This is a genomic window from Sphingomonas sp. RIT328, from assembly GCF_000632225.1.
GTDB lineage: Bacteria > Pseudomonadota > Alphaproteobacteria > Sphingomonadales > Sphingomonadaceae > Sphingomonas > Sphingomonas kyungheensis.
The window spans coordinates 41,878-63,294 of sequence record NZ_JFYV01000005.1 but is presented as its reverse complement, the minus strand read 5'-3'; the positions used below and the strand labels follow the sequence as shown (position 1 = coordinate 63,294).

The window sequence follows — 21,417 nt, the reverse complement described above, 5'->3', positions numbered from 1 at the left end:
CAATGAAAAATCCCCTTCGTCTAATTACCGCCGCTCTCCTTTTCGCCGTAACAGTCGGCGCTTCAGCAACGGCAAACGCTCAGGTCTCAGATCATAACTATTGGATAACCTTAACGAACAATACCCCCTATCTAGTTACAATCTATGATATAGAGAATAGTGCTCGCTACGGCACCGGCCATGATGACGGCACCGTGACCGATCGGATAGACGGTACGATCGAGGCCGGCAAAAGCAAGATGGGCAGAATCCGCATGCTGGATGTAGCCTATTATACCGAAGTCTGGTTCAAGGCGTCGTATAGCTACGAAGACCGCGATACCAAAAAAACCAATACCCCGGTTTGCATGTTCGGCATCACGTACAAGACGTCAACCGGTGAATTCGTATCGGCATCCGCCTCCCGCTACGACGGCGATCCGCTACCGAAATGTTCCGTCACCGGCAATGGCTTCGACAGATACTACTTCAATATCGAGACAAGCAACGATCATCCAAGCCCGAACTAACCTCACTCATCTCCGGCGGCGCGCCACTGCCGCCGCCGGCATCACACCCGCTCCACCGCATTCACCGCGTCCGCCGCGCGCAGCGCCGCAATCAGCCGCATCAGTTGCTGCACGTCGTGCACCTCGACGTCGATGACGTTGGTGTGGAACATCGAATCGCGCGTATCGAGCCGCAACGCGATGATGTTCGCGCGATGCGCGCCGATGATCGTCGAGACGATGCCGAGCGCGCCGGGTTCGTTCTTCACCTGCACGCTGATCCGCGCCACCGCGCCGTCGCTCTTGTCGCCCCAGTCGACGTCGACCCAGTCGGTCTCGTCGGTGCCGCGCTCGGCGAGTTCGGCGAGCACCGGGCAGTCGATCGCATGGACCTCGATCCCCGCATCGGGGCGGCGCAGCCCGACGATCCGGTCGCCCGGCACCGGATGGCAGCATTCGGCGAGGTCGAAGGCGACGCCCGGCGTCAGCCCCTTGATCGAGATCGCGGTGGACTGCGGCGCGAGCGGCGCGACGTCGGCCCCCGCCGATCCCGGCATCAGAGCCTCCATCACCGCATGGTCGGACAGGGTGCGTCGCGCGATCGCCGCCATCAGCGCCGCCTCGTCGCCGAGGTTGAGCCGCGACAGCGCATGGTCGAGCGCGTCGCTGCCGAGCTGCGCGGGCAGGCGGCGGACGATATCGTCGTACAGCTTGCGGCCGAGTGCGATCAGCTCGTCGCGCTCGCGGTTGCGCAGGTAGCGGCGGATACCGGCGAGCGCCTTGCCGGTGATCGCAAAGTTGAGCCAGCCGGGCTGCGGCACCTGCCCCTTGGAGCGCAGCACCTGCACCTGATCGCCGTTCTCGATCACCGTCGACAGCGGCACGACGCGGCCGTTGATCTTGGCACCGACCGCCTGGTCGCCGAGATCGGTGTGCACCGCATAGGCGAAATCGATCGGCGTCGCGCCCTTGGGCAGCTGGATCAGCTCGCCCTTCGGCGTGAAGGCGAAGATGCGATCCTGATACATCGCCATGCGGGTATGTTCGAGCAGCTCTTCGGGGCTGCCCGCGGTTTCGAGGATCTCGACCAGATCGGCGATCCAGCTGTGCTGGCTGTCGGCGCGAACCTTCTTTTCCTTGTACGCCCAGTGCGCGGCGAGGCCGAATTCGGCCTCGGCATGCATGTCGGCGGTGCGGATCTGGATCTCGATGCGCGCATTGTCGGCATGGATGACGCTGGTGTGCAGCGAGCGATAGCCGTTGCGCTTGGGCGTCGAGATATAGTCCTTGAACCGCCCCGGCACCATCGGCCAGCGGCGATGGATGATGCCGAGCGTGCGATAGCAATCCTCCACCGTCGGCACGATCGCGCGGAACGCCATCACGTCGGAGAGCTGCTCGAAGCTGATGTGGCGCTCGCTCATCTTGCGCCAGATCGAATAAGGGTGTTTCTCGCGCCCCGTCACCTCGGCCTCGACGCCGGCGCGGCCGAGCAGCAGCTTGAGGCCGGAGGCGATGCGCGCGATCCGGTCGCCGCCGCCGGTCTTGAGCTGTTCGAGCCGCTTGCTGATTGATTCGAACGCTTCCGGCTCGAGCTGTTCGAAGGCGAGCGTCTGCATCTCCTTCATGAACTCGTACATCCCGATCCGCTCGGCGAGCGGCGCGTAGATGTCCATCGTCTCCTTCGCGATCCGCCGCCGCTTCTCGGGCTTGGCGATGTGATGGAGCGTGCGCATGTTGTGCAGCCGGTCGGCGAGCTTGACGAGCAACACGCGGATGTCGTCCGACATGGCGAGCAGGAACTTGCGCAGATTCTCGGCGGCGCGTTCGTTCTCGGTCTGCGCCTCGATCTTGCTCAATTTGGTCACGCCGTCGACCAGCCGCGCGACATTGCCGCCGAACAACCGGGTGATCTCCTCGGGCGTCGCGACCGTATCCTCGATCGTATCGTGCAGGATCGCGGTGGCGATCGTCTCGTCGTCGAGCCTGAGGTCGGTGAGGATGCCCGCCACCTCGATCGGATGGCTGAAATAGGGATCGCCGCTCGCGCGCTTCTGGCTGCCGTGCGCCTGCATCGAGAAGACGTAGGCGCGGTTGAGCAGCGCCTCGTCCGCATCCGGGTCATAGTCGAGCACGCGGTCGACCAGTTCATATTGCCGTAGCACGTCGACCACATGGGGGAGGCCGATGGTGCTTTGCAACATCTTGTTGCGGATACGTGTACGATTTCGATGAGCAGACCGCGGCACGCCGGTCGCAGGCCGCCGCGCGATCGGCTAGGCTGCGCCGGCATGACGACAGCCAAGCCCCCACCCTTACGCGAATCGCTGCGCGGCTGCAGCCTGCCCGCAGCGCTCGAGGCGATGGGGGAACGCTGGTCGTTCCTGATCCTGCGCGCCGCGTTCAACGGCCTGCATCATTTCGAGGCGTTCCAGGCGGAGCTCGGCATCGCGCGCAACATCCTCGCCAACCGGCTGGCGCGGCTGGTCGATCACGGCATCCTGCAACGCGAGCCGCTGCCCAAGGACCGGCGCAGGATCCGCTATACGCTGACCGACAAGGGGCATGCGCTGCTGCCGACGATGGTCGCGCTGCGCCAATGGGGCGAGCGCTGGGAATTGGGCGAGCCGGCCTTCCCCGTCCTCGTCGATGCGCGCGACCAGCGGCCGATCGCGCCGGTGGCGGTACATGCGCACGACGGCCGCACGCTCGGCCCCGGCGACCTGATCTGGGCGCTGCCCGAGGACGTGCAGGCGGCGGAATGAGGGTGCGGCGCGGAAGAGGATGCCGGCCGATGCCCCGCGCCGCTTGTCGCCCGGCGCGCGGTCGCGTAGCGGCAGGAGCATGAAACGCCTCGCCATCTATTGCGGCTCCGCGACGCCCGCCGACCCCGTCTATCTCGACTCCGCCCGCTCGGTCGGTCGCACGCTCGCCGAGCGCGGCATCGGCCTCGTCTATGGCGGCGGCCGGCTCGGATTGATGGGCGCGGTCGCCGATGGTGCGCTGGCGGCGGGGGGCGAGGTGATCGGCGTCATCCCGCAGGCGCTGGTCGATGCCGAAGTGGCGCATCGCGGCCTTACCGAGCTGCACGTCGTCGCGGGCATGCACGCGCGCAAGGCGCTATTCACCGACCTGTCGGACGGCTTCGTCACCATCCCCGGCGGCACTGGCACGATGGACGAATTGTGGGAGGCGCTGAGCTGGGCGCAGCTCGGCTATCACGCCAATCCGGTCGGGCTGCTCAACGTCGCCGGCTATTATGACGATCTCATCGCCTTCTGGCGCAAATCGGCCGAGGTCGGCTTCCTGCGCCCGCAGCATCGCGACCTGCTGATCGTCGACGACACGCTCGACGGGCTGCTCGCGCAGATGGCGGCGCATCAGCCGACGCAGCCGATCGTGCGGATGAAGACGTCTGACCTCTAGCGCCGGCCCGAGCCGCGACGCGATCGTCGCCACCGCGCACGAATCGATCGCGCGCGGGTCGAAGAGCTTCGCGGCCGCGAGCCTGTTGTTCGACCGGCGGACGCGCGAGCGGGCGTGGCTGCTCTACGCCTGGTGCCGCGCCTGCGACGATATCGCCGACGGGCAGGATCACGGCCACGTCATGTCGGTGGTCGAGGATGCGCCGGCGCGGATCGCGGCGATGGCGATGCTCACCGATGCGGCGCTTGCCGGCGACGTCATCGGCGTGCCCGCGTTCGACGCGCTGCGCCTCGTCGCGGGCGAGACGCGCCTGCCGCCGCGCTTCGCGCACGACCTGATCCAAGGCTTCCGGCTCGACGCGGACGGCTGGCGGCCGCGCACCGAGGACGATCTGCTGCGCTATTGCTATCACGTCGCCGGTGTCGTCGGCTGCATGATGGCGGTGATCATGGGCGTATCGCCCGACGACGACGCCGTACTCGACCGTGCCTGCGACCTCGGCCTCGCCTTCCAGCTCGCCAATATCGCGCGCGATCTCGACGAGGATGCCGCGGCGGGGCGCTGCTATCTGCCGACCGATTGGCTCGCCGAGGCGGGGATCGCGCCCGATGCGGTGATGGCGCCGGCCAACCGCCCGGCGCTCGCCGCGCTCGCCCGCCGCCTGACCACCCGCGCCGCACAGTTCGAGGCGAGCGCGCGCATCGGCACGCGCGCGCTGTCGTTCCGCTCCGCCTGGGCGGTGCTCGCCGCGGCGCGCATCTATGGCGCGATCGGCCGCAAGGTGGCGGAGCGCGGCGAACGGGCGTGGGACGCGCGGGTGACGACGGGCAAGGGCGAGAAGCTCGGCTTCATCGTGCAGGCGGCGATCGATGCGCGGCAGCGGCTGACGATCGCGGCGGTACCGCGCGATCCGGGATTGTGGCAGCGGCCGCGGTGACGACTGGCGCCTCGGATCTGTATCCGTGAGAAGCCGTTAGCCCCGAGCCTGTCGAAGGGCGGATATCCGCAGATAACTCGCTTGAGGAGGCCCGGGCTTCGGCGGGCTCAGCCCTAACGGATGAGGGCCGGTTGCGCCACGCCCCCCCCAGGTGCACCGTTACGACCGCTTCGCCTTGCCCTCGGCCTTGGCGATCTGCGCGCCGGCGGTCCGGCAGGCGGCGCCGATCATCGGATAGGGCACGTCGGTATTCCGGGCGAGCTGGTCGGTCAGCGCCGCGCGGCATTGCGCCATCGACGTATAATGCGTCGGCACGATACGCGCCTCGGTGCACTGGACGTTGCCGTCCGCGCAGCCCATGATCGCCATGACGTAGAAGAGCGGTTCCATAAAAGCCTCGCTGTCTGACCGCTAAAATCCGCGACGGTGGCCTTATGTTCCGCCGCGTCGCTTTCGCATGGCCCCGTCAGCACTTACATGGGTGGCAATGCCGCCGACCGATCCGACCAGCCACACCCGTGCCGACCAGCCGCTGCTGCCGACGCTGCGCCGCTTCCTGCCCTATCTGTGGCCGGCGGGGCAGCCGGCGCTGAAGGCGCGGATCGTCGGCGCGATGACGCTCGTCGTGATGAGCAAGCTCGTCCAGGTGTTCGGCGCCGCCTATACGCTGAAATATGCCGTCGACCGGATGGCGGTGGGCGATCGCGGCGTCGCGACGATCGTGATCCTGCTCGTCGTCGGCTATGCCGCGTCGCGTTTCTCGACGACCTTGTTCGACAACCTGCGCAACGCGGTGTTCGAGCGCGTCGGCCAGGATGCGACCCGCCGCCTCGCCGCCAACGTCTTCCGCCACCTGCACGGCCTGTCGCTGCGCTTCCACCTCGAACGGCGCACCGGCGCGGTGACCAAGGTGGTCGAACGCGGCACCAAGAGCATCGATACGATGCTCTACTTCCTGCTGTTCAACATCGCGCCGACGGTGCTCGAGCTGGCGCTGGTGCTCGGCATCTTCTGGCACAGCTTCGGCTGGCCGCTGGTCGTCGCGACGGTGGCGATGGTCGTGGTCTACATCCTGTTCACACAGAAGGTGACCGACTGGCGCAATGCGCTGCGCGCGCAGATGAATGACCTCGATACCGGCGCGGTCGCGCATGCGGTCGATTCGCTGCTCAACTTCGAGACGGTCAAATATTTCGGCGCCGAGGAGCGCGAGGCGCGCCGTTACGATGCCGCCATCTCCGCTTATGCCGCCGCCGCGACCAAGTCGGAGAACAGCCTCGCCTGGCTCAACGTCGGTCAGGCGCTGATCACCAATCTGATGCTCGGCGGCGGCATGGCCTATGTCGCCTGGGGCTGGAGCCGCGGCAGCTTCTCGGCAGGTGACGTTGTCTTCGTCTCGACCTTGCTCGCGCAGCTGTTCCGGCCGCTCGACCTGCTCGGCATGGTCTATCGCACGATCCGCCAGGGCGTGATCGACATGGCGAGCATGTTCGCGCTGATCGACACCCCCGCCGAGGTGGTCGATGCACCCGGCGCCGCGGCGCTCGCCGTCGCGCAGGGCCATGTCCGTTTCGAGGACGTGCGCTTCGGCTATGATCCCGATCGCGAGATCCTGAAAGGACTCAACCTCGACGTGCCGGCGGGCAGCACGCTCGCGGTGGTCGGGCCGTCGGGCGCGGGCAAGTCGACGCTCGCGCGGCTGATGTACCGTTTCTACGACGTCGCCGCCGGCCGCATCACGATCGACGGGCAGGACATCCGCGACGTCCAGCAGGCGACTCTGCGCGCCGCGATCGGCATCGTGCCGCAGGATACGGTACTGTTCAACGACACGATCGGGTACAACATCGCCTACGGCCGCGAAGGCGCGAGCCGCGCCGAGGTGGAGGCCGCCGCGGCGGGCGCGGTGATCGCCGGCTTCATCGAGCGCCAGCCCGACGGCTATGACGCCCGCGTCGGCGAACGCGGCCTCAAACTGTCGGGCGGCGAGAAGCAGCGCGTCGCGATCGCGCGCACCTTGCTCAAGAACCCGCCGATCCTGATCCTCGACGAGGCGACCAGCGCGCTCGACAGCCGTACCGAGGCGGAGATCCTCGATACGCTCGAGGCGATCGAGCGCGGCCGCACGACGATCGTCATCGCCCACCGCCTGTCGACGGTGGTCCACGCCGACCAGATCGTCGTCCTCGACGGCGGCCGCGTCGCCGAGCGCGGCACCCATGCCGAACTGCTCCGGCTCGGCGGCACCTATGCCGAGATGTGGGCGCGCCAGGCGCAGGATGACGACGTCGCCGGGGCGAGCGAAGGCGCGCTGGCGGCGGAGTAACGCCTAACGGCGAACCGTGCGGCGGTGCCAGAACCACCAGGAATAGATGACCGGCGGGGCGACCGCCACGATGATCCCGGCGATGACGCAGGCCTGCCGCATACCGGCTTCGATCGGCAGCACGGCCGCCATGACGATCATCACGCCGCCGAGGATCATCGTCCGGGCGCCGAGCCGGTGGGTCGCGATCCAGTTCTCTGGGTCCGTCAGGGTCCAGGGCGTGCGGATGCCGACGAAGAAACCGGGGCGGGACTTGGGCAGGGCGTTGCCGAGGACGATCAGCAGCAGGCCGCAGGCCGCGAGATGCAGCGTCGCCGGCAGCCACAGGCCGAACGCCGGTGCGGCGATGACGATCTCGGTCAGGATCATCATGCCGAGCAGTCCCGCCCACGCCGTCCGGTAGAGCGGCGCGCTTTGCTGCAGGCGATGCTGCATCGGCTCGATCCGCGGCAGTATCGCCATGACAAGGCTGATCACGGCCGCCGATACCACCGGCATGAACAGGGCGCGGTCGGCGGACGCAAAGCCATTCGCCTGTCCCGCGCCGTTCCAATGTACCGGCAGGCTCGTGCCGGTCGGCAGCCGCTGTAACGCGGTCGCGGCGATCAACCCCAGCCCGGCGACGGTCAGCAGCGATGCGAGCGTGATGCGTCGATAGCTCATGCGTGTTCCTCCCGATCATCGTCAGCGTCGCCGCCGACGCGCAGCCGGCCCATGAACGCCATCATCACCTCTTCGAGCGCCGAGAGGTTGAGCGTGTAGACCATGCTGGTGCCGCGGGTTTCGCCCTGGATCAGCCCGGCGTCGCGCAGCCGCGCGAAATGCCCCGACATCGTCGGCTTCGAAACCGCAAAGGCCTCCGCCAGATCGCCCGCCGTCATCCCGCCCGCCTTGAGCAGTTCGAGGATACGGCGGCGCGTCGGATGCGCGAGGGCGTCGAATACCTTGTCCACGCGCCTTATTTAGCCGATCCGCTAATTAGCTTCAAGGCTAATAAAGCCGCGCCTCGACGCCGACCGCCCCCACGCCTACATGGCGCGATGATGATCCCCGATCCCCTGCCCACCCTGTCGCGCGTCTTCGGCTTTCCCGGATTCCGCGGCGTGCAGCAGCAGGTCGTCGAACGCGTGCTCGCCGGTGAGCGGACGCTGGGGGTGATGCCGACCGGCGCGGGCAAGTCGCTGTGCTACCAATTGCCGTCGGTGATGATGGAGGGGACGTGCGTCGTCGTCTCGCCGCTGATCGCGCTGATGCACGACCAGCTGCGTGCCGCCGAGGCGGTCGGCATCCGCGCCGCGACGCTGACCAGCGCCGATCAGAACCGTGCCGAGTCGATCGCGCGCTTCCGCGCCGGCGAGCTGGACCTGCTGTATATCGCGCCCGAACGCGCCTCGACCGGGCATTTCCGCGAGCTGCTGGCGAGCGCCAAGCTGAGCCTGTTCGCGATCGACGAGGCGCATTGCGTCAGCGAATGGGGCCATGATTTCCGCCCCGATTATCGCCTGCTCGCGCCGCTGATGGATGCGTTTCCGGAGGTGCCGCGGCTGGCACTGACCGCCACCGCCGACGCGCATACCCGCAGCGACATCCTCCAGCAGCTCGGCATTCCGGCGGACGGGCTGATCGTCTCCGGCTTCGACCGGCCCAACATCCGCTATGCGATCACCCCCAAGGCGAACACCACCAAGCAGATCGCCGACGTCATCGCCGCGACGCCCGGCCCCGGCATCGTCTATGCCCAGACCCGCGCCGCCACCGAGAAGCTCGCCGAGGCGCTCGCCCGCACCGGCCGGCCGACGCGCGCCTATCATGCCGGGCTCGAGACGCACATCCGCCAGAAGAACCAGGCCGATTTCGTCGCGTCCGAAGACATGGTGATCTGCGCGACGGTGGCGTTCGGCATGGGGATCGACAAGCCCGACGTCCGCTTCGTCGCGCATGCCGGCCTGCCCAAATCGATCGAGGCCTATTATCAGGAGACCGGCCGCGCCGGGCGCGACGGCGACCCGGCGGTGGCGCATCTGTTCTGGGGTGCGGAGGATTTCGCCCGCGCCCGCCAGCGGATCGGCGAGGTCGAGCCCGAGCGGCAGGCGGGCGAGCGCGCGCGGCTCGCCGCGCTCGGCGCATTGGTCGAGACCGCAGGCTGCCGCCGCCGCATCCTGCTCAAGCATTTCGGCGAGGACCGGCAGGAGGATTGCGGCAATTGCGACAATTGCCTCGGCTCGCCCGATGCGGTCGACGCGACGCAGACCGCGATGAAATTCCTCTCCGCGGTGTTCCGCACCGGGCAGATGTTCGGCGCCGGCTATGTCGAGCAGGTGCTGCTCGGCCAGTCGACCGAACGCAGCGTCGATCGCGGCCATGAATCGCTGTCGGTCTGGGGGATCGTCGACGGCGAAGAGGCGGCGCTGATCAAGCCGGTGGCGCGCGCGCTGCTGCTGCGCGACGCGCTGCGCACCAATGCGCACGGCGGGCTCGAATTCGGGCCGGGCGCACGGCCGATCCTCAAGGAAGGCGCGCGGCTGACGCTGGTCGTGCCGCCGAAGCGGACGCGCAGCCGCAAGCGCGACGCGGGCATCGCCACCAATCCGGCCGACGATCCGCTGTTCGAGGCGCTGCGCGTCTGCCGCCGCGATCTCGCCAAGGCGGCGGGGGTGCCGCCCTATGTCATCTTCCACGATTCGGTGCTGCGCGAGATGGCGGCGCAGCGGCCGACCAGCCGCGCCGAGCTGATGCACCTGTCGGGGATCGGCGCGCGCAAGCTGGAGGCCTATGGCGACGCCTTCGTCGAGGTGATCCGCGCGGCCGGCTAGACCGGCGGCGAAATCGTCACATCCAAGCGGAAATGCATCCAAAAAGGCTGACGAATCTCCGCCGATCGCCTAATAAGACCGGATGGCCGACATTCGCACCATCAACGACCGGATCAGCGTCGCCCCGCAGATCACCGCCGACGATATGGCGGCGATCAAGGCAGCCGGGTTCGTCGCGATCGTCAACAACCGTCCCGACGACGAAGAGGGCGGCCAGCCGGCCGGTGACGCGATCCGTGCCGCGGCCGAGGCGGCGGGTCTCGCCTATAGCGCGATCCCGGTCACGCATGCCGGCTTCTCGCACCCGCAGATCGATGCGATGGCCGCCGCGCTGACCGCCGCCGACGGGCCGGTGCTCGCCTATTGCCGCTCGGGGACGCGCAGCTGCAACCTGTGGGCGCTCGCCGCGGCCAAGGCGGGGCGCGACCCGGCGCTGCTCGTCGCGCAGGCGCGCGGGGCGGGCTATGATCTCGGCGCGATGCGGCCGACGCTGGACGCGCTCGCCGCCGGCCAATGAGCGCGCCTGCCGACCAGACGATCGTGATCGCGGCCGCCGCCGCGGTGGTGGCGGTGCTGCTCGTGATCGCCATCGTCATGGTGCTGCGCCGCCGCCGGCCGAAGCGGATCGGCAGCCCCGAAGAGGCGGCGGAGGCGGCGGAACGGTCGCTCGCCGGATTCGACACGCAGGGTGCGGTGGTCGGTGCCGACGGCGGCGGCGCGCTCGCGGTCGACCGCGCCGGGCGCGTCGCGGTGATGATCCGCCAGGGCGCGAGCATCGCGGTGCGCGAGGTACCGTGGGGCGCGTTGCGCTCGACCGCCGACGGCATCCTGATCGACACCGGCGAACGCCGGCTCGGCGCGGTGCTCGTCGCCGGCGTCGACGCGCTCGACGTCCGGCGCCTCGCACCCGCCGATCTCAAGCGATTGGTCTCGCACCTCGGGCGATAGACGCCGGCCGGGATGCGGCGAAGCGAAGCGCGTTAAGCCTCTTCGTTAAGACCGTATCGGCTATATCCCTCGTATGGCCGTTAACGCTTGTGGGGAGCGTGGCAGGGGGGACCGTTCCAGTGCTGGATGACAGGGTGGACCGCGTGTCCGCCGACGACGCGGCGCCGATCGCCGCCGCGACGCCATGGCAGGCGGGCGCGGCCGCGGTACCGGCGCTGCTGCTCGCCGCCTGCGCTGGCGGCAGCGGCGACGGCGGCGGCACCCCGACGGCGAGCGCCCCCGTCACCGTCCTTCCCGCCGCGATCACCGCGACGCAGGCGAGCCGGTTCCTCGCCCAGGCGACGATGGGCGGCACCCGCGCGATGATCGATAGTGTGATCAGCCGGCGCTACGAAGGCTGGATCGACGACCAGTTCGCCATGCCGCGCGCGACCAGCCACTGGGACTGGCTCGTCGCCAACGGCTACAACGCCTCCGCCAACATCAACAGCGAGGCGGGGTTCGACGCGAGCCTGTGGCGGCAGATGATCGTCGAGCCCGATCAGCTGCGCCAGCGCGTCGGCATGGCGCTGCTCGACCTGCTCGTCGTCGGTATCGGCGGCGTCAATCTCAGCTGGCGGCCGTTCGCGGTCGGCGCCTATGTCGACCTGCTGCTCGACAATGCCTTCGGCAATTACCGCACAATCCTCGACGCGATCACCACCAATGCGGCGATGGCATCGTTCCTCACCTTCCTCGGCAACCGCAAGGCCAATGCCAAGACCGGCGCGCAGCCCGACGAGAATTACGCGCGCGAGCTGATGCAGCTGTTCACGCTCGGCCTCTACCAGCTCAATATGGACGGCAGCGTCCGCACCGCCAACGGCGTTCCGCTCGAAACCTATGGCCCCGCCGACGTCAGCGGCCTCGCCCGCGTGTTCACCGGATTGAGCCTCGCCACCAGCGACAACAGCACGCCCGATCGCCTGCGCAAGCCGCTGGTGATGAACAGCGCGATCAACGAGACCGGCGCCACGAGCTTCCTCGGCGCGACGGTGAGCGGCGGCGGCATGGCGGCGATCAAGACCGCGCTCGATACGATCTTCGCGCATCCCAATCTGCCGCCCTTCGTCTCGCGCCAGTTGATCCAGCGGCTGGTGACGAGCAATCCGAGCCCCGCCTATGTCGGCCGCGTCGCCGCGGCCTTCGCCGACAATGGCGCCGGGGTGCGCGGCGACATGAAGGCGGTGATCAAGGCGATCCTGCTCGACAGCGAGGCGCGCAGCGATACCGCGCTGACCAGTGCCAGCGCGGGCAAGCTGCGCGAGCCGGTGATGCGGCTCACCGCCTGGGCGCGGCTCGCCAAGGTCAACTCGCCGTCCAACGCCTGGGCATTCGGCGATACGTCGAGCCAGTCGACGCGGCTCGCCCAGTCGATGGGACGCAGCCAGACCGTCTTCAACTTTTTCCGCCCCGCCTACACGCCGCCCGCCAGCGCGATCGGCAGCGCCGGGCTGGTCGCCCCCGAATTCCAGATCACCAACGAACAGAGCGTCGTCGCCTACGTCAATTACATGCAGGGGCTGATCGCCAACGGCGCCGGCGACGCCAAGCCCGATTATGCCGACCTCATCGCCAAGGCGGGCGACAGCGCCGCGCTGGTCGACGAGATCAACACGGTGCTCGCCGCCGGCCAGCTCGGCACGGCGACGGTGAGCGCGATCCGCGCCGCGGTCGACAGCGTCGCGGCCACCGCGACCGACGGCCCGATCAACCGCGTCGGCATCGCGCTGCTGCTGACGCTCGCCTCCCCCGAATTCCTGACCCTGCGGTGAGCATGATGGACGTCACGCGTGATGCCTCGCGCCGCGCCTTCCTCAAACGCTCCGCCGCGCTCGGCATGGCGGGGGTGGCGACGCCCTTCGTCACCAGCCTCGCCGCGATCGGCGAGGCGGCGGCGGCGGTGTCGACCGACTATAAGGCGCTGGTCTGCATCTTCCTCTATGGCGGTAACGATTACGCCAATACCGTCGCCGCCTATGACGAGGCGAGCTACGCCGCCTATCTCGCCGCGCGATCCAATATCGCGCTGACCCGGGAAACGCTGGCGGCGACCGTGCTGAAGCCGACGCAGGCGCTGCCCGAGGCGCGCCGCTATGCGCTGGCGCCGACGATGGCATCGCTGCTGCCGCTGTTCGATCAGGGCAAGCTCGCGGTGGCGCTCAACGTCGGCACGCTGGTGCAGCCGACCAGCAAGCTGCAATTCCAGCAGAATGCAGTGCGGCTGCCGCCCAAATTGTTCAGCCACAACGATCAGCAGAGCTATTTCCAGGCGTCCAATCCGGAAGGCGCGACCTCGGGCTGGGGCGGGCGGATCGGCGACCTGTTCCAGTCGGGCAATGGCGCGGCGACGCTGACCTGCATCAACACCAGCGGCAATGCGGTCTATCTCACCGGCAAGAGCGCGGTCCAATATGCGATCGGCGCCGGCGGTCCGGTCGCGCTGCTCAACAACCAGACCAAGCTGTACGGATCGACCGCGGCGGCGACGACGCTGCGCAGCCTGATGACCGGCGGCAACACCAATCTGCTCGCCGACGAACATGCCCGCGTCAGCAAACGCGCGCTCGACACCTATGCGCAGGTGAGCAGCGCGCTGACCGGCGCGCCGGCCAGCGGCTTCACCCTGTTCCCGACCGGCAATGCGCTCGCCGATCAGTTGAAGATGGTCGCGCGGCTGATCTCGGTCTCGTCGCAGCTCGGCGCCCGGCGGCAGGTGTTCTTCGTGTCGATCGGCGGGTTCGATCTGCACGACAATCTGGTCGCGCAGCATCCCGGGCTGATCGGCAAGGTCGCCGACGCGATGCGCGCCTTCTACGACACCACCGTCGCGCTCGGCGTCGCCGACACGGTGACGAGCTTCACCGCCTCCGACTTCGGCCGCACCCTGCAATCGAACGACGACGGCTCCGATCACGGCTGGGGCAGCCATCATCTCGTGATGGGCGGCGCGGTGCGCGGCCAGCGCTTCTACGGCACCGCGCCGCAGCTCGGCAACGGCACGCCCGACGACGTCGGCCAGGGCCGGCTGCTGCCGACGATCGCGGTGGATCAATATGCCGCGACGCTGGCGAGCTGGTTCGGCGTCGGCGCGGGCGATCTCCGGACGGTGCTGCCCAATGCGGGCAATTACGATGCGGCGAGCCTGAACCTGGGGTTCGTCTAGGTCCAACTCCTCCCCGGCACGGGGAGGGGGACCGCCGCGCAAGCGGTGGTGGAGGGGGGTATCCACACGCGCTGCCGTCAGCGGAAGCCCCCCTCCACCAGCCTTCGGCTGTTCCCCCTCCCCGTGCCGGGGAGGATTGGTTGGGTGGTCATCGGTGCAAGCCCGATCGGCTTTGCTCAAAGCGCCCGCGCGGCGTATAGCCATGGCGATGACGGTCGCGACGCCCCTGCTGCCCCCCGCTGACTGGCGGGACTTCCTCGCGCTGACCAAGCCGCGGGTGATGACGCTGGTCGTCTTCACCGGGCTGTGCGGGATGCTCGCTGCGCCGCCGGTGAACGGACACTTCATCCATCCGGTGCTCGGCTTCACCGCGATCCTGTGCATCGCGCTCGGCGCGGGGGCGGCGGGGGCGCTCAACCAATGGTATGAGGCGGACCTCGACGCCAAGATGCGGCGGACGCAGAAGCGGCCGCTGCCCGCCGGGCGGATGGAGCGCGAATCGGCCCTGCACTTCGGCGTCGGGCTCGCCGCCTTCTCCGTCATCCTGATGTATTTCGCGGTGAATTTCGCCGCGGCGGCGATCCTCACCCTATCGATCCTGTTCTACGTCCTCGTCTATACCGTCTGGCTCAAGCGCCGGACGCCGCAGAACATCGTCATCGGCGGCGCCGCGGGCGCGTTTCCGCCGCTGATCGGCTGGGCGGCGGCGACCGGACAGGTCGCGCTGCTGCCGTTGCTGCTGTTCGCGCTCGTCTTCCTGTGGACGCCGCCGCATTTCTGGGCGCTCGCGCTGTTCGTGAAGACCGATTACGCCAATGCCGGGGTGCCGATGCTGCCGGTCGTCGCCGGCGAGCGGGTGACGCGGCGGCAGATCGGGCTCTACACCATCCCGATGGCGCTGGCCGCGGTGCTGCCCTGGCCGCTCGGCCTGTCCGGGCCGCTCTACGGCGGCGTCGCCAGCGTCACCACCCTCGTCTTCGCCGCGCTCGCGCTCGTCGTCGCGACCCGCACCACCACGGCCGACGATGCCATGAAGCCGGAGAAGCGCTTGTTCAGCTATTCGATCCTCTATCTGTTCGTCGTGTTCGGCGCGCTCGTCGTCGACCGCTGGATGTTCGCATGACGCCCGACGAACAGGACCTCGTCCGCCAGCGCCAGCGGGCGCGGGCACGGATCATGGCGCTGCTGCTCGGTGCGTTCGTGATCCTGATCTTCGCGATCGCGATCACCAAGATCCGCCAGGGGCTGGCATGAACGCGCCGCCGCGCCCCGACGATGCGTCGACGCGGCGGCAGTTGCGCACCGCCTTTTTCGCGGTGCTCGGCATCTGCTTCATGACCGGCGTCGCCTGGGCGAGCATCCCGCTCTACCGCCTGTTCTGCCAGGTGACCGGCCTCAACGGCACGACGCAGCGCGCGCAGGAAGCACCGGGTGCGGTCAACAAGCTGATCCGCATCGATTTCGACAGCAATGTCGCGCCCGGGATGAAGTGGCGCTTCCGGCCCGAAGCAGGGTCGGAGACGGTCAAGATCGGCGCACGCGACATCGCCTTCTTCACCGCCACCAACATGGACAGCAAGCCGATCACCGGCAGCGCGACGTTCAACGTCACGCCGAGCCAGGCGGGCAAATATTTCACCAAAATCCAGTGCTTCTGCTTCACACAGCAGACCCTGGCACCGGGCGAGACGCAGCGCATGCCGGTGATCTTCTTCGTCGACCCGAAGATCATGGACGATCCCGACGCCAACGACGTCGAGACGATCACCCTCTCCTACACGTTTTACCCGGTGGATTCCGCGAAATCGGCGGGCTAAGCGTTAGCGCAAGAGGATAGAGAACAGGGAAACGACCATGGCCGGCGCCAAGAACCACGATTACCATATCCTGCCCCCCAGCATATGGCCCCTGTTCGGATCGCTGTCGGCCCTGGTGATGGCGTCGGGTGCGATCATGTGGATGCACGGCGCGCATCTCGCCGCCGACAAGGCCAATGGCGGCGGCTGGATCTTCCTCGCCGGGCTCGGCGGCGTGCTGTTCACCATGTACAGCTGGTGGGCGGAGGTGGTGCGCGAGGCGCATCACGGCGATCACACCCCGGTCGTCCAGCTCCACTTCCGCTACGGCATGATCCTGTTCATCGCCTCCGAGGTGATGTTCTTCGTCGGCTGGTTCTGGGCCTTCTTCGACTTCGCGCTGTTCCCGACCGCGATGAGCTTCATCGACGGTCAGGTCGAACGCGCCGCGGAAGGGGCGGCGGCGATCGCCGCGCAATGGCCGCCCAAGGGGCTGGAGGTCATCAACGCCTTCGAATTCCCGCTGCTCAACACGCTGATCCTGCTGACCAGCGGCACCACCGTCACCTGGGCGCACCATGCGCTGATCCACAACCAGCGCGGCGGCGAGAAGCGCGGCCTGTGGGGCCTGCTCGGCGTCGGTGATCGTGACGGCGTGCTCAAGGGGCTGTGGCTGACGGTGGCGCTCGGCGTGCTGTTCAGCTCGATCCAGGCCTATGAATACATGCACGCGCCGTTCCCGTTCAAGGGGCTGAACTATGGCGCCGCCTTCTTCATGGCGACGGGCTTCCACGGCTTCCACGTCCTGATCGGCACGATCTTCCTCGCAGTCTGCCTGATCCGCGCCTACAAGGGCGACTTCACGCCGCGCCAGCATTTCGGCTTCGAGGCGGCGGCCTGGTATTGGCATTTCGTCGACGTGGTGTGGCTGTTTTTGTTCGTCACCATCTATGTCTGGGGTGGCTGGGGCGCGCCGGTCCACGCCGGCTGAGGCGGGCGCGGGTGAGCGGACCGACCGGAGGATGACCGATCCCGAGCCATCCGGCCCCGTGCCGTCCGCCCCTGCGCAGCCCGGCCCGGTGCAGCCCAGCATCGTCCAGGCCGCGCTCGGCGGGCTCTGCCCGCGCTGCGGCAAGCCGACGCTGTTCGCCGGGATGATCCGCTTCGCCGATCGCTGCTCCGCCTGCGGACTCGATTTCAGCCGCTTCAACGTCGGCGACGGTCCCGCCGCCTTTCTGACGCTGATCCTCGGCACGTTGGTGGTGATCGGCGCGATCACGCTCGAACTGACGCTCCACCCGCCGTTGTGGCTGCATATGCTGATCTGGATCCCGGTGACGCTCGCCGGGGTGATCTGGTCGCTGCGACTGGCGAAGGGCGCGCTGATGTCGGCGGAGTTCCGCAACGCCGCGCGCGAAGGCCGCATCGATCCGCGACCATGAGGCGCGTGCCGCTGCTCCCGACGGTGATCGTCGCGCTCGCGGTCGCGGCGATGATCGCGCTCGGCCTGTGGCAATGGCTCGATCGGGCACCGCAGAAACAGGCCTATCTGGCGCAGCTCGCCGCCAATCCGGCACGCCCGCCGATCGCCTTCCCGCGGCGCGCCGACGACCGGCTGCTGTTCCGCCGCAGCTATGCCGCCTGCCCCCACCCGCTGGCGCAGCGCCTCGCCGGCGCCGGCGCGGCGGGGTTCCGGCTGATCGCCGATTGCGGCGACGGGCTGCTCGTCCAGCTCGGCACCACGCCCGACCCGATGTTCGCGCGGCGCTGGCCGGGCGGGCCGGTGCGCGGCTTCATCAGCCATGCGCCGGACGGCCGTTCGCTGATCGGCACCGTGTTCGACCGGCACCCGCAGCCACTGCTGCTCGTCGCCGATACGCCGCCGCTCGGCCTGGCCGCCAACGGCCGCCCCGATCTCGCCTCGGTGCCCAACAACCATCTGTCCTATGCGGTGCAATGGTTCCTGTTCGCCGCGGTCGCGACGGTGATCTACGTGCTGGCGCTGCGGCGGCGCTCGGCCTAGCGGCGCGTCCGCCGAGGCCGACGCCCTCGGGCAGCAAAAAGGAATATCCGATTCTTTCAACTGCTTGAATGACATAACGGAGCGTCTCCGCCCGTCCGCACGTTGCGCCATGCGGACCGACGAAAGGTATCGCGATGACCGCTCCCTCCGATGCATCGGGCGTCCGCGCCCGCCGGGACGATGCCGTCGCCCGGCTCGGCGCGCCGCATCCGCGCATCGACGGGCCGCTCAAGGTCTGCGGTCAGGCCGAGTATCCCGGCGACGTGAGCGTCCCCGGCATGGCGCATGCCGCCATTGCGGTCAGCGCGATCGCACGCGGGCGGGTCACCACGATCCATCGCGACGCCGCCGAGGCGATGCCCGGCGTATTGCTGATCCTGACGCATGACGAGGTCGGCGAGGCGATCCGCCCGGTCGATCATCTGATGCAGGGCGGCTATGCCAACAGCAGCTGGCGGCCGCTCGCCTCGCCCGAGATCCGCTATGCCGGGCAGATCGTCGCGCTCGTCGTCGCGGAAACCGCCGAGATCGCCGCCGCGGCCGCCGCCGCCCTGCGCATCGGCTATGCCGGCGAAGCGCCGGTCGCCTGCCTCGCCGATCCGCGCAGCGCGGCCGTTCCGCTGACCACGATCAAGACCGAGCATCACGATCGCCGCAGCGGCGATCTCGATGCCGCGCTCGGCGCCGCCGCGGTGCGGATCGACGCGCAGTATACGACGCCGATCCAGCACCATAACCCGATCGAACTGCCGAGCACGACCTGCCTGTGGGAGGGCGACCGGCTCACCGTCTACGAACCGACGCGCTATGTCGTCGCGGCGCAGCACGGCCTCGCCGCACAGCTGGGCCTTCGCCCGGAGCAGGTGCGGGTGATCGCGCGCTTCATCGGCGGCCATTTCGGCGGCAAGCTCGCGCTGTCGCAACATAGCGCGATCTGCGCGCTCGCCGCGCGCCGGCTCGGCCGTCCGGTACGGCTCGAGATCAGTCGCCGCGACCAGTTCACGATCGCCAACCACCGTACCGAGACGCGGCATCGCATCCGCCTCGGTGCGGATGCCGACGGCCGGCTGCTCGGCGTCGGCCATCAGGCGGCGACGGCGAGTTCGCGCTTCGACGATTTCGCGATGGAAGGCGCCGACGTCTCCACCGCCCTCTATGCCGCCGAGGCGGTCGCGGCGGAGGAACGGCTCGGCCGCGTCGATCGCAACACGCCCGGGCCGATGCGGGCGCCGCCCGAGGTCCCGTTCCTGTTCGCGATGGAAAGCGCGATCGACGAGCTGGCGCATGCCCTGTCGATCGATCCGATCGCGCTGCGCCGTCGCAACGAGACCGCGGTCGATCCGGTCTCCGGCAAACGGTTCACGACGCGCCCGCTGCTGCGCTGTTTCGACGCCGCGGCTGCGGCGTTCGGCTGGGCGGAGCGGTCGCCGCGGCCGCGGGCGCGGCTGCGCGACGGCTGGTGGATCGGTCATGGCTGCGCCGCGGCGGCACGCCCGGTCAAGATCGGCCCGGTCGCGCTGCGCCTCAGCCAGAATGCGGACGGCACGGTGCGGATCGAAACCGCGCATCACGAGATCGGCAACGGCCTCTATACCCTGCTCGCGACGATCGCGTCGGAGCGGCTCGGCGTACCGCTCGATCGCGTCACCGTCGCGCTCGGCGATACCGCGCTGCCGCCGGCGGGGATCTCGGGCGGGTCGTCGACCACCACCTCGCTCGCCAATGCGCTCGCCGACGCCTGCACCGCGCTGCGCCGCCAGCCCGAAGGCGCGCGCAGCGTCCGGCTCGACTATCTGCCGCCGGGCGCCAAGCCGGCGGCGGTGGACGATCTCCGCGCCGGCCATATCAAGCTGCTGACGCTGCCCGAGGATGCGCTCGCCTGGGCGTTCGGCGCGCATATGGTGGAGGTCGCGGTCCATGCCGCGACCGGCGCGATCCGCGTGCCGCGCCACGTCGGCGCCTTTGCCGCGGGCCGCGTGCTCAACCCGCTCGCCGCGCGCAGCCAGTATCTCGGCGGGATGAGCTGGGGGCTGAGCTCGGCGCTGCTCGAGAAGACCGAGATCGATCCGCGCACCGGCGTCTACATGAACCGCGATCTCGCCGACTATCTGGTGCCGACCGCCGCCGATATCGGCAGCCAGACCGTCGTCATGGTCCCCGACGCGGATGACGCGGTCAATCCGGAAGGGGTCAAGGGCCTGGGCGAACTCGGCATCATCGGCGTCGCGGCGGCGGTCGCCAACGCGGTGTTCAACGCCACCGGCATCCGCGTCCGCGACCTGCCGATCAGGATCGAGGCGCTGATCGCCTGAGCGCCGGCGCCGTCCAGACCTGCGGCTGCGCATCGATCGCCGCGGCGATGCGCGTCGCGATCACCGTCTGGTCGGCGAGCGAGGGATGATTGTGGCAGCCGGCGAAAGCGAGGCCGTCGACCGGCACATAGGCGATCCGCCGCTCGCCCGCGGCGCGCAGCCGGGCGGCGACCTTGGCGACCTCCGCCTCGATCTCGCCCTGCGCCATGTCGGTCGCCCACAGCACGATCAGCGCCTGCGGTGCGCGCCGCCGCAGGTCCTGGACGAAGCGGACATAGCGCGCCTCGTAATCGGCATGCAGCGCCGCCCGGTCGGGCCAGCGTTCGCCGGCGTGGAGCGGCGTGGTGAAATCGTTGGTGCCGAGCGCGATGACGATCACCTGCGGGTGCCAGTCGACCGCCGCCGCCGGGGTGCGATGATCGAACAGCGCATAGGGATAGGCGTCGGGCAGCGGATCGGCCGCAAAGCCGTCGTAATTCCGCACCACCCCGCGTCCGGAGATCGCATTGACCTGATAGTCGGCGCGATATCGGCGGGCGAGCTGCGCGCCGAACCCCTGCGACGTATCGGTCGTCCGCCACACGCCATCCTCCGAACAGTCGCGCGTCGCCGACGTCACGCCATAGCCGACGGTGTGCGAATCGCCGATGAACTCGATCCGGCGGGTGCGGGGCGCCGGCGGGGCAGCGGCCTGCGCGGCGTAGAAGGGCCCGATCCGCGTCGGCCCCGCCTGACTCTCCGACGCGACCTCGATGCGCAGCCGATGCCGGCCGCGCGCCAGCCCGTCGATCCGGTAGAGACCCGGCGCGGGCTTGACGAGCGTCTCCACCGCGACGCCGTCGACCGACAGATGCAGGGCGACCTCGCCGCTGCCGATCCGGAAGACCACCGCCGGCCCGGCGAAACCGGCTTCGAAATAGCTTCCGGGCCATTGGCGGACGAAGGCGTCGCCGTCGCGCACGACGCGGCCGTGCACCGCCACCGGCAGCACCGCCATCGGCGCGGGCACGTCCGCGATCCGCTCGATCCGCTGCGGCGACGCCGCGCTCACCGACATCACCGCAAGGGCGATCCCCACACCCGCCAGCCTGCGTCTGGTCAACACCGTCTCCCGCTTCGATGGCCGCCATCTTAACCATGACG

Annotated in this window: 22 protein-coding genes; 17 read left to right on the top strand and 5 right to left on the bottom strand. The window is 68.9% G+C overall.

Annotated features, from left to right (window positions below):
• Positions 1-2 precede the first annotated feature (2 nt).
• Positions 3-509, top strand: a complete 507-nt coding sequence (locus BW41_RS20855; RefSeq protein ID WP_152542102.1) for a hypothetical protein — start codon at positions 3-5, stop codon at positions 507-509.
• A 41-nt stretch (positions 510-550) separates the two neighbouring features.
• Here BW41_RS20855 and BW41_RS03875 read toward each other — a convergent pair whose 3' ends face one another.
• Positions 551-2,653 carry a RelA/SpoT family protein gene (locus tag BW41_RS03875; protein WP_037531698.1) on the bottom strand — a complete coding sequence of 701 codons (2,103 nt, stop codon included), beginning with the start codon at positions 2,651-2,653 and terminating at the stop codon, positions 551-553.
• Between the two features lie 126 nt (positions 2,654-2,779).
• Between BW41_RS03875 and BW41_RS03870 the strand changes: the two genes are divergently transcribed.
• The 3 genes from BW41_RS03870 to BW41_RS03860 all read left to right on the top strand — a co-directional run bounded on the left by BW41_RS03870 (position 2,780) and on the right by BW41_RS03860 (position 4,851).
• On the top strand, positions 2,780-3,253 hold the full coding sequence (locus tag BW41_RS03870) for a winged helix-turn-helix transcriptional regulator (protein ID WP_037531634.1): 474 nt from the start codon (positions 2,780-2,782) through the stop codon (positions 3,251-3,253).
• Between the two features lie 79 nt (positions 3,254-3,332).
• A complete protein-coding gene (locus BW41_RS03865) occupies positions 3,333-3,914 on the top strand; it encodes a TIGR00730 family Rossman fold protein (protein WP_037531632.1) in 582 nt (193 codons plus the stop codon).
• On the top strand, positions 3,904-4,851 hold the full coding sequence (locus BW41_RS03860) for a phytoene/squalene synthase family protein (RefSeq protein WP_037531630.1): 948 nt from the start codon (positions 3,904-3,906) through the stop codon (positions 4,849-4,851). The genes BW41_RS03865 and BW41_RS03860 overlap by 11 nt, the downstream gene beginning before the upstream one ends.
• 159 nt (positions 4,852-5,010) lie before the next feature.
• Here BW41_RS03860 and BW41_RS03855 read toward each other — a convergent pair whose 3' ends face one another.
• Complete coding sequence (locus tag BW41_RS03855; RefSeq protein WP_037531629.1) at positions 5,011-5,241, bottom strand: hypothetical protein; 231 nt, start codon at positions 5,239-5,241, stop codon at positions 5,011-5,013.
• Positions 5,242-5,338: 97 nt separating this feature from the next.
• Here BW41_RS03855 and BW41_RS03850 point away from each other — a divergent pair, with 97 nt between their 5' ends.
• Positions 5,339-7,177: an ABCB family ABC transporter ATP-binding protein/permease gene (locus BW41_RS03850; protein ID WP_037531627.1), complete on the top strand. Its 1,839-nt coding sequence runs from the start codon at positions 5,339-5,341 to the stop codon at positions 7,175-7,177.
• A 3-nt stretch (positions 7,178-7,180) separates the two neighbouring features.
• On the opposite strand, the gene BW41_RS03845 is transcribed toward BW41_RS03850, so the two are convergent.
• Complete coding sequence (locus BW41_RS03845) at positions 7,181-7,840, bottom strand: SdpI family protein (protein ID WP_037531626.1); 660 nt, start codon at positions 7,838-7,840, stop codon at positions 7,181-7,183.
• On the bottom strand, positions 7,837-8,130 hold the full coding sequence (locus tag BW41_RS03840; protein WP_037531624.1) for a metalloregulator ArsR/SmtB family transcription factor: 294 nt from the start codon (positions 8,128-8,130) through the stop codon (positions 7,837-7,839). The genes BW41_RS03845 and BW41_RS03840 overlap by 4 nt, the downstream gene beginning before the upstream one ends.
• A 90-nt stretch (positions 8,131-8,220) precedes the next feature.
• On the opposite strand from BW41_RS03840, the gene recQ reads away from it, so the two are divergent.
• The 12 genes from recQ to BW41_RS03785 all read left to right on the top strand — a co-directional run bounded on the left by recQ (position 8,221) and on the right by BW41_RS03785 (position 20,274).
• Positions 8,221-9,990, top strand: a complete 1,770-nt coding sequence (recQ, locus tag BW41_RS03835) for a DNA helicase RecQ (protein ID WP_037531622.1) — start codon at positions 8,221-8,223, stop codon at positions 9,988-9,990.
• An 82-nt stretch (positions 9,991-10,072) separates the two neighbouring features.
• Positions 10,073-10,507 carry a TIGR01244 family sulfur transferase gene (locus tag BW41_RS03830; RefSeq protein WP_037531621.1) on the top strand — a complete coding sequence of 145 codons (435 nt, stop codon included), beginning with the start codon at positions 10,073-10,075 and terminating at the stop codon, positions 10,505-10,507.
• A complete protein-coding gene (locus BW41_RS03825) occupies positions 10,504-10,938 on the top strand; it encodes a hypothetical protein (RefSeq protein ID WP_037531619.1) in 435 nt (144 codons plus the stop codon). Before BW41_RS03830 ends, BW41_RS03825 begins: the two co-directional genes overlap by 4 nt.
• Positions 10,939-11,081: 143 nt before the next feature.
• Positions 11,082-12,752: a DUF1800 domain-containing protein gene (locus tag BW41_RS03820; protein WP_235199500.1), complete on the top strand. Its 1,671-nt coding sequence runs from the start codon at positions 11,082-11,084 to the stop codon at positions 12,750-12,752.
• A gap of 5 nt (positions 12,753-12,757) precedes the next feature.
• Positions 12,758-14,143, top strand: coding sequence for a DUF1501 domain-containing protein (locus BW41_RS03815; RefSeq protein ID WP_037531618.1), 1,386 nt, complete (start codon positions 12,758-12,760; stop codon positions 14,141-14,143).
• A 208-nt stretch (positions 14,144-14,351) separates the two neighbouring features.
• Positions 14,352-15,266: a heme o synthase gene (locus BW41_RS03810; protein WP_037531695.1), complete on the top strand. Its 915-nt coding sequence runs from the start codon at positions 14,352-14,354 to the stop codon at positions 15,264-15,266.
• A complete protein-coding gene (locus tag BW41_RS21940; protein WP_268747101.1) occupies positions 15,263-15,397 on the top strand; it encodes a hypothetical protein in 135 nt (44 codons plus the stop codon). The genes BW41_RS03810 and BW41_RS21940 overlap by 4 nt, the downstream gene beginning before the upstream one ends.
• Positions 15,394-15,960, top strand: a complete 567-nt coding sequence (locus BW41_RS03805) for a cytochrome c oxidase assembly protein (protein WP_037531616.1) — start codon at positions 15,394-15,396, stop codon at positions 15,958-15,960. The genes BW41_RS21940 and BW41_RS03805 overlap by 4 nt, the downstream gene beginning before the upstream one ends.
• A gap of 37 nt (positions 15,961-15,997) precedes the next feature.
• Positions 15,998-16,930, top strand: coding sequence for a cytochrome c oxidase subunit 3 (locus tag BW41_RS03800; RefSeq protein ID WP_037531614.1), 933 nt, complete (start codon positions 15,998-16,000; stop codon positions 16,928-16,930).
• A 31-nt stretch (positions 16,931-16,961) separates the two neighbouring features.
• On the top strand, positions 16,962-17,381 hold the full coding sequence (locus tag BW41_RS03795) for a DUF983 domain-containing protein (RefSeq protein ID WP_081792882.1): 420 nt from the start codon (positions 16,962-16,964) through the stop codon (positions 17,379-17,381).
• The gene (locus BW41_RS03790; RefSeq protein ID WP_037531611.1) at positions 17,378-17,962 is read left to right on the top strand and encodes an SURF1 family cytochrome oxidase biogenesis protein; all 585 of its coding nucleotides are present in this window, start codon (positions 17,378-17,380) and stop codon (positions 17,960-17,962) included. Before BW41_RS03795 ends, BW41_RS03790 begins: the two co-directional genes overlap by 4 nt.
• 134 nt (positions 17,963-18,096) lie before the next feature.
• Positions 18,097-20,274, top strand: a complete 2,178-nt coding sequence (locus tag BW41_RS03785; protein WP_037531609.1) for a xanthine dehydrogenase family protein molybdopterin-binding subunit — start codon at positions 18,097-18,099, stop codon at positions 20,272-20,274.
• On the opposite strand, the gene BW41_RS03780 is transcribed toward BW41_RS03785, so the two are convergent.
• A complete protein-coding gene (locus tag BW41_RS03780; RefSeq protein ID WP_235199499.1) occupies positions 20,249-21,376 on the bottom strand; it encodes an SGNH/GDSL hydrolase family protein in 1,128 nt (375 codons plus the stop codon). The two genes, BW41_RS03785 and BW41_RS03780, sit on opposite strands and share 26 nt — an antisense overlap.
• Positions 21,377-21,417 lie beyond the last annotated feature (41 nt).